The following is a 15,827-nucleotide window of genomic DNA, read 5'->3' as shown; positions in this document are numbered from 1 at the left end:
GGCGGTGACGACAAGGTGCGATGCCCGGGGTGCGACCGGGGCAGGACGACGAGCGGCGGGTTCCCGAGGTGCGCCGGGACCCGCCGTCACCATCTAGAGGAACGCGTGGCCCTCGCCGCGGTAGGTCGGCACGGTGGCCACCACGCTGTCGCCGTCCACCAGGTGCACCTCGTTGACGTGCTCGCACAGCTCGCCGGCCTTCGCGTGGCGGAACCAGACCCGGTCGCCGATCCGCAGGGCGGTCGCCACGTCGCCGGCCAGCGGGGTCTGCACCTCGCCGGCGCCCTCCGCGCCCAGCAGCTTCAGCCCGGCCGGCAGCCACGGCCGGGGGAGGCGGCTGTCGGCGGCCGGGCCCGAGGCGATCCAGCCGCCGCCGAGCACGGTGGCCAGCCCGGGCCCCGGGCGCCGGACCACCGCGCAGGCGAAGAACGTCGCCGGGGTCGGCCGCCAGGCACGGTACGCGTCGAAGAGCGTCGGCCCGTACAGGCCGGAGCCCGCGGTGACCTCGGTGACCGCGGGGTCGGCGCTGGTGGCGGCCACGCTGCCGGTGCCGCCGCCGTTGACGAACTCCAGGTCGGCGTGCTCGCGTACCGCGGCGACCGCGGCCGCCCGGCGGGCCAGCAGTTCCCGGTACGACCCGCGCTGGGTGACCCGGATGGCCGTGCCCAGCACCGCCTGCCCGGGCGGGGCGTCGCCGAGGCCGGCGATCTGCGCCTCGTACGACATGAGGCCGACGAGCCGGAAGCCCGGCCGGCCGGCGACGGCGGCGGCGAGCGTGCCGGCCGCTCCGGCGCTGTGCACGGGAGAGCGCCGCACGCCCACGTGCACCCGGCCGCCCAGCGGCCGCCAGGAGGCGTCCAGTTCGAGGCACACCCGCAGCGCCGGCCGGCGCCCGGGCGGGCAGACCTGGTCGACCAGGTCGAGTTGCCCGGGGTCGTCGACCATCAGGGTCACCGCCTCGGCGAGCGCCGCGTCGGCGGCCAGCTCGGCGAGCGCCCTCCGGTCGGCGGTGGGGTAGGCGACCAGGACGTCGTCGCTGACGCCGCCGCGGGCGAGCCAGAGCGCCTCGGGGAGGGTGAACGCCATCACGCCCCGCCAGCCGGGCCGGGCCAGTGCCCGGGTCAGCAGCTCGCGGACCCGGACCGACTTGCTGGCGATCCGGACCGGCTTGCCAGCGGCCCGGTCGACCAGGGCGGCGGCGTTGGCATCGAAGGCGGAGAGATCGACCACGGCGTAGGGCGGGTCGAGGTGGGCGGTCGCCCGATCGAGGCGATCGCGAAGTTTGTCACGGTCGGTGGCCACGTCTGCACGCTAACTGTCTGGACGCCAATGCGAAATACCCTCGTGTCTGTCCGGGCTGCGGTCGGTGGTGCCCGCGGCCTAGGCTCGGCGAGCAGGCGAATGTCGCGGAGGGGGACGCATCTCGCCGCGACTAGAGTGTTCCACCGGGGATGCCCAGCTCTGGGCCGGCACGTGGAGGTACGGCCATCGAAAGCCAGAACAACGGCGAGTCGCCCGGCGTGTCGTCGCCCGCGGGGCAGGCCGACCGCTCCGGAGCGGCCGCCATCCGGTCGGTGCTGCGCATCCGGCCGTTCCGCCGGCTGTGGATCGTGCTCGGCGTGGCCTCCTTCGGCGACTGGCTCGGCCTGCTCGCCACCGCCCTCTTCGCCGCAGCCCAGGTCTCCGGCAGCACCGCCCAGGGCGCCGCCTTCGGTGGCGTGACCGCGATCCGGCTGCTCCCGGCGCTGGTGCTCGGTCCGGTTGCCGGCGTCTTCGCCGACCGGTTCGACCGCCGCTGGACGATGGTCATCTGCGACCTGCTGCGCTTCGTGCTGTTCGCCTCGATCCCGCTCTACGCCCTCACCGGCGCCGCCGGAGGCCTGGTGGTCGGCTGGGCGTTGATCGCCACGTTCCTGATCGAGTCGGTCACCCTGCTGTGGATCCCGGCCAAGGAGGCCGCGGTCCCCAACCTGATCCCGCGCACCCGGCTGGAGACGGCCAACCAGCTCACGCTGATCACCACGTACGGCCTGACCCCGGTGGCCGCGGCCATCGCCCTGGCCGTGCTCGACCGCGGCGTACGCGGGGCGGTCGGCGGCGACCTGCCCGACTGGGCCGAGCCGGCCCAGCTCGCCCTCTGGTTCAACGCCTTCTCCCGGCTGGCAACCGCACTGGTGGTGGCCTTCGGGATCAAGGAGATCAGCGAGGCCCAGCGCGGCGAGACGGAGCGCGTCGAGCAGACCATGTTCCGCCAGTTCGCCGACGGCTGGAAGTACATCGGCCAGACCCCGCTGGTACGCGGCCTCGTGCTGGGCATCTTCGGCGCCTTCGCGGGCGGCGGCATCGTGGTCGGCACGGCCAAGTTCTTCGCCAACTCGCTCGGCGCCGGTGACGCCGCCTTCTCGTTGCTGTTCGGTGCGATCTTCGTCGGCCTGGCGCTCGGCATCGGGCTCGGGCCGATGATCGTCCGGGACATGTCCCGGCGCCGCTGGTTCGGCATGAGCATCGTGCTGGCCAGCGCCTCGGTGCTGGTACTCGCCTTCGCCATCCACCTGTCCATGGCGATGCTCGGCGCGATCCTGGTCGGCGCGGGCGCCGGCATGGCCTTCCTGGCCGGCACCACGCTGCTCGGCGGCGAGGTCGCCGACGAGGTGCGCGGCCGGGTCTTCGCCGTGGTGCAGATCGGCACCCGGCTGGTGCTGATCCTGGCCATCGCGCTGAGCAGCCTCCTGGTCGGCGTCGGCGGCTCGCGCCAGCTGACCATCGCCGACCTGGGCATCTCGGTCTCCTCGACCCGCCTGCTGCTGCTCGCCGCGGGCGCCGCCGGCATCTTCGCCGGGATCAGCGCCTTCGGCCAGATGGACGACAAGAAGGGCGTGCCGGTCCTGGCCGACCTCTGGGGCTCGATCCGGGGCCGCCCGCTGATGCCGGCCGAACCCTTCGTCTCCACCGGCCTCTTCGTGGTCTTCGAGGGTGGCGAGGGCGCCGGCAAGTCCACCCAGCTCGCCGCGCTCGCCGACCGGCTCCGTGAGCAGGGCCGGGACGTCGTGGTCACCCGGGAGCCGGGCGCCACCGGCATCGGCGAACGGATCCGCTCGCTGGTGCTGGAGACCTCCGCCGACGACGCCCCGTCGCCGCGCGCCGAGGCGCTGCTCTACGCCGCCGACCGGGCGCACCACGTGGCCACCGTGGTCCGGCCGGCGCTGATCCGCGGCGCGGTGGTGGTCAGCGACCGGTACGTCGACTCGTCGCTGGCGTACCAGGGGGCCGGGCGGACCCTGCCGGTGCAGGAGGTCTCCTGGCTCTCCTCGTGGGCCACCGGCGGGCTGAAGCCCGACCTCGTGGTGCTCCTCGACGTCGACCCGCACACCGGCCGGTCCCGCGTCGACTCCCGCAACCAGGGCGCCGACCGGCTGGAGGCCGAGTCGCTCGCCTTCCACGAGCGGGTCCGCTACGCCTTCCTCGACCTGGCCGCCGCCGACCCGAAGCGCTACCTCGTGCTCGACGCGTCCCGCCCGGTCGAGGAGATCGCCGCGGCGGTCGCCCGGCGGGTGGACGAGTTCCTCGTCGACCCGGCCGGCATCGTGCACCCGCGCCCGGCCCAGGGCCCCGACACCACGGTCCAGCCCGAGTTATCCGACGCGGAGCTGGTGACGATGGAGCGCCGCGAACGATGACGGACGTCTTCGCCGACCTGGTCGGGCAGGACGAGGCGGTGGTCACGCTGCGGCGGGCCGCCGCCTCGGCCGCCGCCCTGCTCCGCGCCGCCGCGCCCGCGGTGTCCCGGGCGGGCGCCCCGGCGGCCGGCGGAGCGGACCCCGACGGCGGACACGACGACCTCGACGCGCTCGCCGAGCAGGTCGACGGGCCCGGCCCGGCGGACCACCGGGCCGGGGCCGAACCCGGCGCCGGGATGACCCACGCCTGGATCTTCACGGGGCCGCCCGGCTCCGGCCGCTCGGTGGCCGCGCGCGCCTTCGCCGCCGCGTTGCAGTGCGTGCACGGCACCGGCTGCGGCCACTGCCCCGGCTGCCACACCACGCTGGCCGGCACCCACGCCGACGTGCGGCTCGTGGTGCCCGAGGGGCTCTCCATCGGAGTGAACGAGATGCGCGCGCTGGTGCTCCGGGCGGCCAGCACCCCGTCCGGCGGCCGCTGGCAGATCGTCATCATCGAGGACGCCGACCGGCTCACCGAGGCCGCCGGCAACGCGCTGCTCAAGGCCATCGAGGAGCCGCCCCCGCGTACCGTCTTCCTGCTCTGCGCCCCCTCCACCCACCCGGACGACATCTCGGTGACCATCCGGTCGCGGTGCCGGGTCGTGCCGCTGCGGCAGCCGCCGGCCGGCGCGGTGGCCGAGGTGCTCGTACGCCGGGACGGCATCGCCCCCGACGTGGCCGGGTGGGCCGCCGCGGCGGCGCAGGGACACGTGGGCCGCGCCCGGCGGCTGGCCCGGGACCCGGAGGCCCGGCAGCGCCGCGACGCCGTGCTCGCCGTGCCGCGCCGGCTGACCGGGGTCGGGGCCGCGTTCGACGCCGCCTCCGCGCTCATCGAGGCGGCCGAGGCGGAGGCCGCCGCGTCGGTCGCCGAGGCCGACGAGGCGGAGCGGGCCGCGCTGCAGACCGCGCTCGGCGCGGGCGGCACCGGCCGGGGCGCCGCCGGGGCCATGCGGGGTGCCGCCGGTCAGCTCAAGGACCTGGAGAAGCGGCAGAAGTCGCGGGCCACCCGGGCCCAGCGGGACGCCCTCGACCGGGCTCTGGTCGACCTGGCCGGCTTCTACCGGGACGCGCTGACCATGGCGCTGCGGGCGCCGGTCGCGCCGGTGCACACCGACACCGCGGCGCTGGCCGGGGCCGGCGCGCAGAAGTGGGACGCCGAGGGGTCGCTGCGCCGGCTGGAGGCCGTGCTGGAGTGCCGGGCGGCGATCGAGGCGAACGTCAAGCCTCGGATCGCGGTGGAGGCCATGATGCTCGCCCTGTGGAAGGGCTGACCGCCACCCTGCAGCGTTGTCCACAGGGGCATCGACAGGCTTTGTTGACTGCGGTACGGTCCGGTGTGGCCGCGGTGACGATGGCGGCACGCTCAGTGACGAGGGTCAGCCGGGAGGAGTCCGCCGATGCCGCGGGGGGAGATCGACGAGGCCTGGATCGAGGAGGCGGTCCGCCGCTACCGGCGCATCGAGACCCTCCAGGCCGAGTTCGACCAGGCGGTGTCGACGGTCGAGGTCACCGTCCGCTCGCCGGACGGCCTCGTCGAGGTGGTGGTGACCGCCAGCGGGCGGATCACCGACGTGCGGTTCCTCGGCCCGCTGCACCAGCGCAGCCCCCGGGACGTCGCCGGCTCGGTGCAGGCCGCGGTCACCGCCGCCGCCGACGCGGCGCAGTGGGCCCGGGAGAAGCTGCACAACGAGACCTTCGCGGCCTACCGGCCGCTGGCGGGAGCCTGACATGGAGACGTTGCGCGCGCTGGCCGCCCGCCTCGACGAGGCCGGCGCGACCCTCGCCACGCTGGCCCGCACGGTGACCGCCACCGACCCGCCCCACCCCGCGTTCGGCGCCCAGGCCGCCGGCCGGCCCGGCGACGTCGGCCGGGCCCTGCACCGGCAGTGGACGGCCGCCACCGGCGACCGGGCCCGCGAGGCTCAGGCCGCCGCCACCCGGCTGGCTGCCGCCGCGGCCGCCCTGCGCAGCGCCGCCGACCGCTACTCCGGCACCGACGAGTCCGTCGGGCGGCGGCTGGCCCGGGAGGCCTGATGGACGCGCTCGACCGCCTCGCCGAGCCGGGTCTCGACCTGCTCGCCCGGGTCGACGCGCTGCTCGCCGCCGGAGCGCCCGAGGGGCACCGGCTCTGGCCGCTGCTGCGCCGCATGCAGGTGCTCCCCGGCGCGGCCGTGCGCGAGTTCCTCGACCTGCACCCCGCGCCGCTGACCGGCGCCGGCCACGCCGTGCGCCGGCTCGTCCGGGGGTACGACGACACCTGCGCCATGCTCGCCGACCCGGTCGCCTGGTCCGGGGCGGCCGCCGCGGCCTACGACGAGGCCCGCACGGCCCTGCTCCGGCACCTCGACGAGGGGCCGGAGAGCCTGGTCGGGCGGCTGGAGTCGACCGCCGGCTACGCCGACGCTCTGGCCGACTGGGTGGAGGGGAGCCGGGTCGCGCTGGCCCGGGCGCTCGCTGAGGTGCTGCGCTCGGCCGAGGCGGTCACCGTCCACGCCGCGACCCGCCCGGGCGTCGACGCGGGGCGGGCCGGAGCGCTCGCGGCCGCCGAGATCGCCACCCGGGTGCTGGGCGTCCTCGGGGTGGCGTACGACGGCGCGGAGACGCTGTTGCGCCAGTGGGCGCCGAGCCTGACCGAGACGACCTGGCGGGACCGGGCCACGACCGCGCCCCGCTACGGCGGCACCACCCGGATCGGACACTGAACGGGCCCCGGCAGGTCCACGGCGTCGCACGCCGAACCGGCCGTGGCCGGGCTCCGGCGGCGACGCCGTGGCCTTCCCCTGCACCCCCCGCAGGTATGCCTTCACTCAACGCGGTCGGTCGCCGCTTGTCCCGTAACCGACTCATGTTTCAGCCGTCCGGGCGAGGATCAACGGCACGAGGGGTCGAGGTGGGTTCGGTCGAGTCGACAATCGTGGATCACTGCGCCGGGTGACCGGACGGCGACGGGCGGCCGTCCCCGAACCCCGCGGAGGTCGTAGGGTGGTGGACATGGGCATGCTCTGCGCGGTCAGTTTCAACCGGTACGGGCGCCTCTACTACCTCGACCCGGGTGAGCTGCGTCCGCAGGTGGGCGACAAGGTGCTGGTGCCCACCGACGAGGGGCCCGAGGTGGCCGAGTGCGTCTGGGCCGCGCAGTGGGTCAGCGAGGACACCGACGGCTTCCCCCGGCTCGCCGGCCTCGCCGGCGACGAGGACCTGCGCCGCGACGAACTGCTGCGCCGCCGCAAGGCCGACGCCAAGGTGGCCGCCAAGCGGCTGATCCGCGAGCACGGCCTGCCCATGAAGGTGGTGGCGATCGACCACGTCTTCGCCACCCCGGAAACCGGCAGCGACCGCACGACCGTCTACTTCACCGCCCCGCACCGGGTCGACTTCCGCTCCCTCGTCCGCGACCTGGGGGCGACCCTGCACTGCCGGGTCGAGCTGCGGCAGCTCTCCGCCCGCGACTCGGCGCGGGTGCAGGGCGGGATCGGCTCCTGCGGGCGGGACCTGTGCTGCGCCACCTTCCTCACCGACTTCGAGCCGGTGACCATCCGGATGGCCAAGGACCAGGACCTGCCGCTCAACCCGCTGCGCATCTCCGGCGCGTGCGGCCGGCTGATGTGCTGCCTGAAGTACGAGCACCCGCTCTACCAGCGGTTCCAGGAGTCCGCCCCGGCGATCGGCAGCCGCGTCTCCACGCCCGAGGGCGAGGGCAAGGTCGTCGGCCACAGCGTCCCCCGCGACTCGGTCACGGTCCGCCTCGACGCCGACGGCTCCCGCTGCTCCTGCAGCCGCGCCTCGGTCTGCGCCCCCCGCCAGGCCCACGACCAGCACTACTCCTGACGCGGTCCCGACCCTTCCGCGCGCCCTGCCGCCCTGCCCCGTTGATCAAGAAGTTTGCGTCAGGATTCGCGTGCTTCCTGACGCAAACCTCTTGATCAACTCTCGGGGTCAGCGGAGGACGATGGGGGGTTCGGCCAGGCGGGGGGTCAGGGGGGTTCTGGGGAGGAGCCAGCTTGAGGTCGGGGACTCGTCCTCGTTGAGTTCCCAGGCGTGGGAGACCTTGTCCACGGCGATCGGGTAGATGGTCAGGGTGCCGTCGGGGTCGATGCGGAAGCGGAGGAACGACTTCGAGTCCTCGATGCCCTGGCCCGCGAAGAGCTCGTTGACGTTCACCCCGAACGACCCCGCCACCAGCAGGTAGAGGGCCACCACCTGGCTGGCCACCAGCCCGATCGCCGGCCCGTACAGGACCGCCGCGGCGACCGCCGGCAGCGGCCACGGCCAGTCGTAGAACGGCAGGTGCAGCCAGAGCCAGGTGCCCCCGGCGGCCAGCGCGACGTGGGCCAGCCCGTGCGTCACGCCGAGGATCCAGTGCCGGGCGTGCCGCTTCCCGCCGGAGCTGGGTGGCTTGGCGAAGAACGCCGCGCTCAGCAGGGTCACCACCAGCATGATCACCAGGGGAACGCTGAACAGGCGCTGCTCGGTGGTGCCCACGTGGTTGGCCGCCACCCCGGCCATGGCCAGCATCAGCAGCGTGTGCAGGGTGCCCAGCAGGGTGGTGAAGCCGGGGTTGCGGAACGGCAGCCGGGCGAAGATCCCCCAGCCGTACCGCCGGGAGCGGGCCTTGTCCGGATAGCGGGCGGCCAGGTCGTACTCGCGGGTGCGGCTGGACCGGCGGGCCAGGGTGTCCCGGGGCGGCACCTCCAGCCGCTCGGGCAGCTGGTGGGTGGGGTAGAGGTAGGCGCCGCCGCCCCCGCAGGTGATGAGCTGTCGCTCCGGCCCCGTGTAGCGGGCGTAGTGGTGCAGGTCGCCGGAGACCAGCAGCCGCACCTGCGCGCCGGTGGGCGCGATGATCGTACGGATGAAGTAGTCGATCGAGTCGTAGGCCGTCGGGTGGTCGTGGGCCTTGACCCACGTCGGTGCCGGCACCGCCAGGATCACCTTCGCGCGCGGGGTGAGCTTCCGGGCGACCTCGTCGAAGTAGGTGAGCTGCGGGTCGTCCAGGTACGACCCGGACTGGTCGTCGAGGCCCAGCAGCCACCAGTCGGCCGGCAGCTCCACGGCGAAGTACGAGCGGGACTGGCCGGTGCCCCAGCCGGCGAAGTGCCGGTCCCGGGACCGGACGAACAGCCGCAGGAACGCGGTCAGCCCGTCGTACCAGTCGTGGTTGCCCGGCACCGCGAAGAGTGTCGGCCGCTGCGGCGGGGCGACCGGCATCGCCGCCTGGTACGGGCCCTTGCACCGGTCCTCGTACGCCTCGTACGCCGCCGACGGGTAGACCTGGTCGCCCCCCATCACCAGGGTCTGCGCCCGGGGCAGCCGGTGCCCGTCCACCTCCAGCTCCGGCTGGGCGAGCAGGTACGCCACCGAGTACGTGGCGTCGAAGCCGTCACCCAGGTCGGCCACGTAGTCCAGCCAGAGGCCGCCGTCCGGCCCTACCTGCCGGAACGTGTCGTCGCCGAACGCGTTCTGCAACTCGCGCTTGTCCAGGTACGCCCCGAACAGGATCGCCAGCAGGGTCCGCAGGCCGGTGCTGATGAGCAGCAGCGGCGCGAGCCAGGGGACCGGCTTGCGCGGGGTGAAACCCAGCTCCAGCGGGTCCAGGCTGCGCGGGCGTCGGGTGGCGCGCTCGCCGGGGTGCGCCTCGGGCATCGGCTGCTGCGGCGGTACGTGATCGTCGCTCACCCGCCGCAGGGTAGTCCTGACCGAGCGCGAAGTCTCTCCCGCGGACGTACCGAAACTCCCGGATGTCCGGATCGGAGGTGAGGGGGATCCCGTTCGGCGTCCGGCGGGGTGTGCCGTACACTTGACGATCGTTGCCGCCTTAGCTCAGTCGGCTAGAGCGACGCACTCGTAATGCGTAGGTCGACGGTTCGATTCCGTCAGGCGGCTCGGTACAGAAGCCCAGGTCATCGACCTGGGCTTCTGCCGTTTCCCAAGGTCGATCACGCCGAACGGCCCTCGAACGTCCAGGTCATCGGCTCAGGTCTGGCTGGTCACCGCCATGGGCTGCTCTTTCTTCGCTCGGGCGACGTCCCTGAGCAGCCAGCCGACCGGCGGGCTGACCAGGGGGCGCAACGCCCACACCACGGGCCGGCTGGCGGTGATCCAGACCAGCGCGACGACCGCGGCGGTGAGCGCCAGCAGGGCTGGGATGTTGTCGACCTGCTTGTCGAGGGATGACCACTTGAAGGCCAGGACGACGAACCCGTGCAGCAGATACGGGTACATGGAGTTGGCTCCCCAACCCGTGAGGAACGTGTGTCGACGGGGAGCGAGCATCATGATCGCCCATGTCATCGCCAACCCGACGGCCAGCAGTCCGAGCCGGATCAGGACGCCCTCGGTCACCTCCACCCCGAGCCGCTGGTAAGTCCGGTTCCAGTACACCCAGAGGTCCGACAGGCGCGAGGCGACCAGATAGGCGACCGGCGCGGCAGCGAGGAGGACGGCGATCGCGGTCAGCCGCACGGGCGGAGACGGACGGTACGCGAGCCTGCCGCGACCGAGCCAGACGCCGATGACGAAGAAGGGCAGCATTCCTGCCACCCGGTCCAGGGACAGGGCGTGGCCGAGCAGACTGGCGGTTCCGGCGGAGAGGGACACGACGATGGCGATGACGACCGCTCCGCGAAGCTGGGCGAAGAGCGGAGCGAGCATCCGCCAGATGAACAGCGCGGGCAGGAACCACAGGTGATAGATCGGGGACAGCAACATGTTGGCCGTCCAGGGCATCGGCTGGTCCATCGCCGTGTAGAAGCCCATGTAGAGCAGCTGAAACACCAGGTACGGCGCGAGCAGATCCCGGATCAGCGACGCCGCACGACGGCCGGTGAGCTCGGTTGCCGAGAGCATCCCTGAGAGCATGACGAAGGCCGGCATGTGGCACAGGTAGATGAACGTGTAGATCGTCCTGCCACCTGGCGAGGAGCCCACCGTCTGACCCACCATGTGGCCGAGCACGACCAGGACGATCAACAGCCCTTTGACGTTGTCGATGTACGGGTCACGCCTGCTGGGCGCGACAGCGACGCCAGGGCTCTCAGGCATCACCGTGGTTGTCATCCGGCCAGGCTGCCGGTCGGCCGATACCCGATCTAGCTGGAGTGAACAGGATCACCTGGCCCGCCGCATGCACGACAGCCCGCCCTGGCTCCCCGGTCGCCCTGCTTACAGTCGGTGACATTTGTCTGCCTGCGAGCATTCACCTGCCGATGGCAGCGGGGTAGCAGGCTCCGTATGTTGGCGCCATGGCGACATTCTGGACCTTGGGCTGCGACGCCGACGATCCGCAGCGGATCGCTGCGTTCTGGGCGCTGGCCCTCGGCTATGTCACGGAACCTGGCTTCGACGAGCCCGATAACGCGTCAATCGTCGACCCGGACGGCCGGGGCCCCGCCATTGGTTTCCTGAAGGTGCCCGAGGGCAAGTCGAGCAAGAACCGGATGCATATCGATGTCCGGGTGGCCGGTCCAGGCCCCTGGGACATGGTCGAGCGCGCCCGACTGATCCGGCAGAGGGTGCCCGAGTTGGTCGCCGCGGGCGCGACGGTGATCCGGGAGGAGTGGTACGGCGACGTGCTCGGTCACGTCGTCATGCAGGACCCCGAGGGCAACGAGTTCTGCGTCGCCTGATGCCCTGGCGGCGGCCCACGGTTCGGTATTCGGAGCTGCCGCGTACCACCCGGCTCAGCTGGCGGCGCGCTCGGCGATGGGGCGGCGGCGCAGGGCCGTGCCGGTCAGTGTTCTCTTCCACCGTCCGGGTCGGCCAGTTGGGCGAGCAGCCGCCGGTATTCACCAGCGCTGCCGATGGCGGCCCGGTGTTCGGGATGACCGACGTAGTGCCGGATCGTGGCGGCGAGGAACCTGGCGTCGACGCTGTCCGTGCGCAGCGCGTACCGGCTCCACGGAAGGCCCCGCCGCTTCACGAGCTGAGGCTCCGCGAAGGTCATCCAGAGCCGTGAGGGACGGTACGCCCCGGCAGGAACCTGCGCGGCCGGGAGGGCCTCCCACGGCACGGTCAGCGAGCCGAGCACCCAGCTCTGCACTATGCCGTGAGGCCGTAGCTGCACCTCGTGCCCCCGCCACGCCTCGACGAGCAGCAGCGCGACAAGCGCCAGCCAGGAGATCGTCATGACCACGTCGAGGGTCGACACGGGGTTCGTCCTCGTCGAGCGCGCCAATGTGCCGGCGCTGGCCGAGGCAGGCCCGAGGAAGCCCAGAGCGAAGAACACCTTCCACGCCGGCGCCGGCGTGGCGAAGGCCGGCACTTGTGGCAGCACCACGAAGCTGGCCGGCCGGATCCCCATGACGATGACCGACAGGACCACGACCGCCAGGGCGAGGAGGAGAAGCGGGGAGAACAGGACCTGCCCGACGGAGGGAGCGAATCCGACGGCAGCGGCGTTCACGCCCGCCACCAGCAGGCCGAGCAGCAGGATGGCCTGCCGACGGCGCACCACGGCAGCGGAAACCTTGCGGATCATGGCCGTGACGATAGAGCCAACGGTGGCACCGGGCGGCCCCCCGAACGGGGCCGGTGGGCAGCCGATGATCGCGTACGCTCCGCTTCTGCGTGTCCCGCGGAAGGTGAAGGCGGCTGATGAGATCCGACGACGGACTGCCCGACCTGATGGTCGCCGGCGACCTGCCGACCGGGCAGCCTCCGGCAGAGCGGCCACGCCACCATGGGCGGGTCACCCTCGCGGTCGCGGCCGCCGCCATCGGCTTGGCGCTCGTCGGCAGCTTCTTCCTCAGGCAGCAACGCGCAACCGATCCGGTGGCGCCCCGGCAGGTGTCGGCGCGGGAGACGCCGGCGGAGGCCCCCTCGACCCTGGCCTGGCTTTCGGCGCTGGTTGCCCGCGACGGCACGTCCGTCACCGTGTACGCCGGGACGAGCGCCGAGTGCGGGGAACTCGTGCAACCCCAGGCGGCGGTGGTCGAGCAGGACGGCACCCGGGTGGTGATCGCGGTGAAGGCGCGCACCGGGCGTGCGACCGACTGCACCACGAGCGGCGGAGCCATCCCCCTCGTGGTGTCGCTACCGGAACCTCTCGGCGACCGGGTGCTGCGCGACGCCGCCACCGCACTCCCGCCACCGGCGTACTTCGAGCGCGATCTTCCCGGGTTGAGCAGCGACAAGCGGTGGAGCCCGCACCCCGGGCGGTGGGCGTCCACCGACGACGGCTGGTTTCAGGGCTACAACGGCCCCGGTGGCTCGCATCTCCTCGCGGCTGCGCGTCGCACCGCCGAAGCGGGTCGACCCGCCACCGTCGGCACCCTCACGATCGGCGCACGCAAGGGTGTCATCACCGGTGGGGCAGAAGGCTCATGGACCCTGTGGTGGGCTGCCGGGGAGGTCACCTATTCCCTCCGGCTGACGCCTGTCGAGGGCGGCACCATCAGCCTCAAGCAGTTCAAGCGGGAGATGGGCAGCTTGAACTGGAACTGACGACGGATGCACCGCCCAGGGCGGGCTGTGCCGGCTCACGTAGTCGCGGGCCCGGGGGAGCGGGTCCTGCCAGTACTGGCTGGGCATGCGCGAGTGGTGCGTCGCGCAGAACGTGGCGAGGTCGTCGGTGATCGCGACGCGCTCCAGCGGGCGGCCTTCGAACTCGGTGTTCACCGCGAGCAGTCGCGGCTCGGGATTCCAGCCCGAGTGGTCGAACGCCCAGCCGTCCCACACCGCGTAGACGTGGAAGACCTGCCATTCGCCGGCCGGGCGCACCCCGGCGATCTGGATCTGGCGATCAGGGTAGGAGCCCCGGCAGACCCAGGCCAGGATGTGACACGCTCCGGCCGCGAAGAAGGCCTGGTCCGTCCGTTCCCATGCCACGCGTTGATCTGATCGTTCGATCGGCGTCCGACGGAATGCTCCTGCTGCTTCGGCTGCCACAGACCGGACGCTAGCGGAAACCACGACCGGTCGCGGGCGCCGATGCCGCCGCCACGAGGGGAGCTGCGGGCACCGGTGCACCGAGAACCGCCGCTACGGTGACGAGGTGAAGGACGTTGCGCGCGTGGTCGAGGTGGTGGCCCACGACCCGACGTGGTCGGAGCGGTTCACAGCGGCACAGCGGCTGCTGGTGGGCGCCCTGCCCACGGCGGTGAGCATCGAACACATCGGCTCCACCAGCATTCCCGGAATGGCGGCCAAGCCGATCATCGACATCCAGGCGGTGGTGCCCGAGGTCGAGGCGGTGCTCGCCGACCTTCGGCCCCTGGAGCAGCTCGGATACGTCCATCGCCCGCTGGTCTTCCCCGACGACGACCAGCACCTGTTCTTCGTCAAGGACACCGCCGGGAAGCGGGCCGAGCACCTGCACGTCTTCGGCGTCACGTCGCCGGTGCCGGCGGCGAACCGGCTCTTCCGCGCCTACATCGCGGCTGACGCCGATGCCGCGCGCCGCTACGAGGCGGCGAAGCGGCATGCGGCCGAACGGCATCCCGACAGCCGGGCGCGGTACGGCGCCGCGAAGGAGGAAGCGATGCGGCAACTGACGGCCGAAGCCCGGCTCTGGCGCGGCTCGTCCGGCTGGCGGTCGGCCGAGAGCTGAGGCCCGATGGGCGGCAGAGCGGCCATCGCCGGCGCCGTCACCGGGCGCGGTCGGGCCCTACCAGGAGGGCACTGTGCCGGCTCCACAGCCACCGTAGGTACTCCTGTAGCTCCGCCGCCGTGGCGACCCACCCTTCCTCGATGTAGGCGAGGATGCGTCCGGCCTCCCCGGGCACGAGGTCGTATGCGGTCGCCCCGGTCTCCGGGACGGGTGTTTCCGGGGAGACGGCCACGGGGAGCGGAATGATCGGAAGGCGTATGCCACGCCGGGTGAAGGCCTTGAGGACCGTGAGGTAGACGCGGGCCAGGTGGTAGGGCGAGACGGTGAGCGCGAGGCTCCTGATGCCGCGGGCCCGGACCTGGTCGGCGATCCAGGCGGCCTGCCGGCCGGTGTTCGGGGCCGGCTCGGCCTGAACGTGCACCCCCTCGACACGACGGAGGCCGAGGCTCCGCAGCTGGTCGAGCGTGATCTCCGCGTAGGTCTTCTCCGCCGGGTTCCCGTTCGCCACCAGGAGGTGGCGGAGCTTCGGGTTCGCCTCCCAGGTGCGGATCGCGTGGGCCAGGCGCCATTCTTCGCCCTGACCGGTGGCGACGACGAGTGCCTCGACGCGGTCGGCGGCTGACTGGGGCAGCGTCAGGATCACCGTGAGGGCTTTCAGCAGCTCCAGGAACTGGCCGGTGGTGCACCCGGCGAAATCCTCCTCGCCCACGACCCGAGCGGGACCCATCAGCGCTGCTGCATGATCCAGGTCGGCAGGGGTTCGGCGACCTCCCGTACCACCTGCCAGCCGGCCCGGCGGTAGACCTCGACGTTGGCCGGGTTGCTGGTCTCCAGCACCGCCGGCAGCCCGTCCGCCGCCGCCCGGGTCAGTCCGGCCCGCATGACGGCGTGGCCCCAGCGGCGCCCGGCGCTGTCGGGGTGGGTGCCGAGGACGCCGAGGTACCAGAACGGCCCGGCCGGCAGCGCGGCGTGCACGGCCGCGTCGTAGGCGCGGACCCGGGCCAGCGCGTCGGCGGGCAGCTGGGCGGCCAGCGGGTCGGCCGGCTCCGGCTCCGGCTCCGGCGGGACGGGTGGTTCCCAGATCGCCACCGAGGCGCCCCGGCCGATCGTCCAGATCGTTCCCCGGTGGACCCGCTTGTCGAAGAGGTGTCCGAAGAAGGCGGCGGCGTGCCGGGGGTAGCTGGCCGGGTCGGGGAAGAGGTGGGTCAGGACGGGGTCGGCGGCGAAGGCGGCGACCAGCGAGTCGACCACCCGCCCGCGCTCCGCGGGGCCGGCGACGGTGATCTCCGGTGTGCGTCGTCCGAGGTCGGTCACGGACGGCAACGATACGCGCCGGAACGAAGCGAGCCCGGCGGGCGCGGCGCGGGGGCCGGCCCACCGGGCTCGCCCCGGCAGGAAGGTGAAAGGTCCTACACGTTGCGGCGCGGGTCCGCCGGGTCGGGCGGGAACACGCCGGTCCGCTGCGTGGGGACGTCGGTCACCACGTACTCCGTCTCGGTCTGCGGTGTGGGCTCCTCGTCGGTGTCCGAGCGGTGCCTGGCCACCGCGGCGGCTCCGGCCGCGGC

Annotated in this window: 15 protein-coding genes and 1 tRNA gene; 10 read left to right on the top strand and 6 right to left on the bottom strand. The window is 73.2% G+C overall.

Annotation, left to right across the window (positions count from 1 at the left end; all coding sequences use genetic code 11):
- Positions 1–93 precede the first annotated feature (93 nt).
- Positions 94–1,302: an amino acid deaminase/aldolase gene (locus NLX85_RS09570; protein WP_254333478.1), complete on the bottom strand. Its 1,209-nt coding sequence runs from the start codon at positions 1,300–1,302 to the stop codon at positions 94–96.
- Between the two features lie 149 nt (positions 1,303–1,451).
- Here NLX85_RS09570 and tmk point away from each other — a divergent pair, with 149 nt between their 5' ends.
- The 6 genes from tmk to NLX85_RS09540 all read left to right on the top strand — a co-directional run bounded on the left by tmk (position 1,452) and on the right by NLX85_RS09540 (position 7,547).
- Positions 1,452–3,677 (top strand): dTMP kinase, encoded by a 2,226-nt coding sequence (tmk, locus tag NLX85_RS09565; RefSeq protein WP_256566159.1) that lies wholly within the window; start codon positions 1,452–1,454, stop codon positions 3,675–3,677.
- Positions 3,674–4,990, top strand: coding sequence for a DNA polymerase III subunit delta' (locus NLX85_RS09560; protein WP_254333476.1), 1,317 nt, complete (start codon positions 3,674–3,676; stop codon positions 4,988–4,990). The genes tmk and NLX85_RS09560 overlap by 4 nt, the downstream gene beginning before the upstream one ends.
- Before the next feature lie 126 nt (positions 4,991–5,116).
- Positions 5,117–5,446, top strand: coding sequence for a YbaB/EbfC family nucleoid-associated protein (locus NLX85_RS09555; protein WP_254333474.1), 330 nt, complete (start codon positions 5,117–5,119; stop codon positions 5,444–5,446).
- A 1-nt stretch (position 5,447) separates the two neighbouring features.
- On the top strand, positions 5,448–5,753 hold the full coding sequence (locus NLX85_RS09550) for a hypothetical protein (RefSeq protein WP_254333472.1): 306 nt from the start codon (positions 5,448–5,450) through the stop codon (positions 5,751–5,753).
- A complete protein-coding gene (locus tag NLX85_RS09545; RefSeq protein WP_254333471.1) occupies positions 5,753–6,421 on the top strand; it encodes a hypothetical protein in 669 nt (222 codons plus the stop codon). The genes NLX85_RS09550 and NLX85_RS09545 overlap by 1 nt, the downstream gene beginning before the upstream one ends.
- Before the next feature lie 289 nt (positions 6,422–6,710).
- Complete coding sequence (locus tag NLX85_RS09540; RefSeq protein WP_254333469.1) at positions 6,711–7,547, top strand: regulatory iron-sulfur-containing complex subunit RicT; 837 nt, start codon at positions 6,711–6,713, stop codon at positions 7,545–7,547.
- Positions 7,548–7,655: 108 nt separating this feature from the next.
- Here the strand turns inward: NLX85_RS09540 and NLX85_RS09535 are convergent, their stop codons facing one another.
- Complete coding sequence (locus NLX85_RS09535) at positions 7,656–9,359, bottom strand: metallophosphoesterase (RefSeq protein WP_254333735.1); 1,704 nt, start codon at positions 9,357–9,359, stop codon at positions 7,656–7,658.
- A 166-nt stretch (positions 9,360–9,525) separates the two neighbouring features.
- On the opposite strand from NLX85_RS09535, the gene NLX85_RS09530 reads away from it, so the two are divergent.
- Positions 9,526–9,599, top strand: a tRNA-Thr gene (locus NLX85_RS09530).
- 90 nt (positions 9,600–9,689) lie between these two features.
- On the opposite strand, the gene NLX85_RS09525 is transcribed toward NLX85_RS09530, so the two are convergent.
- Positions 9,690–10,772: an acyltransferase family protein gene (locus NLX85_RS09525; protein WP_254333467.1), complete on the bottom strand. Its 1,083-nt coding sequence runs from the start codon at positions 10,770–10,772 to the stop codon at positions 9,690–9,692.
- Positions 10,773–10,957: 185 nt separating this feature from the next.
- Here NLX85_RS09525 and NLX85_RS09520 point away from each other — a divergent pair, with 185 nt between their 5' ends.
- Positions 10,958–11,341, top strand: a complete 384-nt coding sequence (locus NLX85_RS09520) for a VOC family protein (RefSeq protein ID WP_254333465.1) — start codon at positions 10,958–10,960, stop codon at positions 11,339–11,341.
- Between the two features lie 104 nt (positions 11,342–11,445).
- Here the strand turns inward: NLX85_RS09520 and NLX85_RS09515 are convergent, their stop codons facing one another.
- Positions 11,446–12,192 (bottom strand): hypothetical protein, encoded by a 747-nt coding sequence (locus NLX85_RS09515; RefSeq protein ID WP_254333463.1) that lies wholly within the window; start codon positions 12,190–12,192, stop codon positions 11,446–11,448.
- A gap of 116 nt (positions 12,193–12,308) precedes the next feature.
- On the opposite strand from NLX85_RS09515, the gene NLX85_RS09510 reads away from it, so the two are divergent.
- Together NLX85_RS09510 and NLX85_RS09505 are read left to right on the top strand one after the other, a co-directional pair.
- Complete coding sequence (locus tag NLX85_RS09510) at positions 12,309–13,157, top strand: hypothetical protein (RefSeq protein ID WP_254333461.1); 849 nt, start codon at positions 12,309–12,311, stop codon at positions 13,155–13,157.
- A 550-nt stretch (positions 13,158–13,707) separates the two neighbouring features.
- Complete coding sequence (locus NLX85_RS09505; protein ID WP_254333459.1) at positions 13,708–14,262, top strand: GrpB family protein; 555 nt, start codon at positions 13,708–13,710, stop codon at positions 14,260–14,262.
- Between the two features lie 37 nt (positions 14,263–14,299).
- On the opposite strand, the gene NLX85_RS09500 is transcribed toward NLX85_RS09505, so the two are convergent.
- Entirely contained in the window at positions 14,300–14,989 is a 690-nt protein-coding gene (locus NLX85_RS09500) for an ElyC/SanA/YdcF family protein (RefSeq protein ID WP_254333458.1), read from the bottom strand.
- Positions 14,989–15,576 (bottom strand): N-acetyltransferase, encoded by a 588-nt coding sequence (locus NLX85_RS09495; protein WP_254333456.1) that lies wholly within the window; start codon positions 15,574–15,576, stop codon positions 14,989–14,991. The genes NLX85_RS09500 and NLX85_RS09495 overlap by 1 nt, the downstream gene beginning before the upstream one ends.
- Positions 15,577–15,827 lie beyond the last annotated feature (251 nt).

Origin of the sequence: Micromonospora sp. A3M-1-15 (assembly GCF_024213425.1) — a bacterium.
GTDB classification, from domain to species: domain Bacteria; phylum Actinomycetota; class Actinomycetes; order Mycobacteriales; family Micromonosporaceae; genus Micromonospora; species Micromonospora chersina.
The sequence above is the reverse complement of the archived record's forward strand: the minus strand, read 5'-3'. Positions and strand labels throughout refer to the sequence as shown.

Coding starts and splice junctions, on each gene's coding strand:
- tmk (WP_256566159.1), top strand. CDS start 1,452: ATGCCCAGCTCTGGGCCGGCACGTGGAGGTACGGCCATCGAAAGCCAG.
- NLX85_RS09560 (WP_254333476.1), top strand. CDS start 3,674: ATGACGGACGTCTTCGCCGACCTGGTCGGGCAGGACGAGGCGGTGGTC.
- NLX85_RS09555 (WP_254333474.1), top strand. CDS start 5,117: ATGCCGCGGGGGGAGATCGACGAGGCCTGGATCGAGGAGGCGGTCCGC.
- NLX85_RS09550 (WP_254333472.1), top strand. CDS start 5,448: ATGGAGACGTTGCGCGCGCTGGCCGCCCGCCTCGACGAGGCCGGCGCG.
- NLX85_RS09545 (WP_254333471.1), top strand. CDS start 5,753: ATGGACGCGCTCGACCGCCTCGCCGAGCCGGGTCTCGACCTGCTCGCC.
- NLX85_RS09540 (WP_254333469.1), top strand. CDS start 6,711: ATGGGCATGCTCTGCGCGGTCAGTTTCAACCGGTACGGGCGCCTCTAC.
- NLX85_RS09535 (WP_254333735.1), bottom strand. CDS start 9,359: ATGCCCGAGGCGCACCCCGGCGAGCGCGCCACCCGACGCCCGCGCAGC.
- NLX85_RS09525 (WP_254333467.1), bottom strand. CDS start 10,772: ATGACAACCACGGTGATGCCTGAGAGCCCTGGCGTCGCTGTCGCGCCC.
- NLX85_RS09520 (WP_254333465.1), top strand. CDS start 10,958: ATGGCGACATTCTGGACCTTGGGCTGCGACGCCGACGATCCGCAGCGG.
- NLX85_RS09515 (WP_254333463.1), bottom strand. CDS start 12,192: ATGATCCGCAAGGTTTCCGCTGCCGTGGTGCGCCGTCGGCAGGCCATC.
- NLX85_RS09510 (WP_254333461.1), top strand. CDS start 12,309: ATGAGATCCGACGACGGACTGCCCGACCTGATGGTCGCCGGCGACCTG.
- NLX85_RS09500 (WP_254333458.1), bottom strand. CDS start 14,989: ATGGGTCCCGCTCGGGTCGTGGGCGAGGAGGATTTCGCCGGGTGCACC.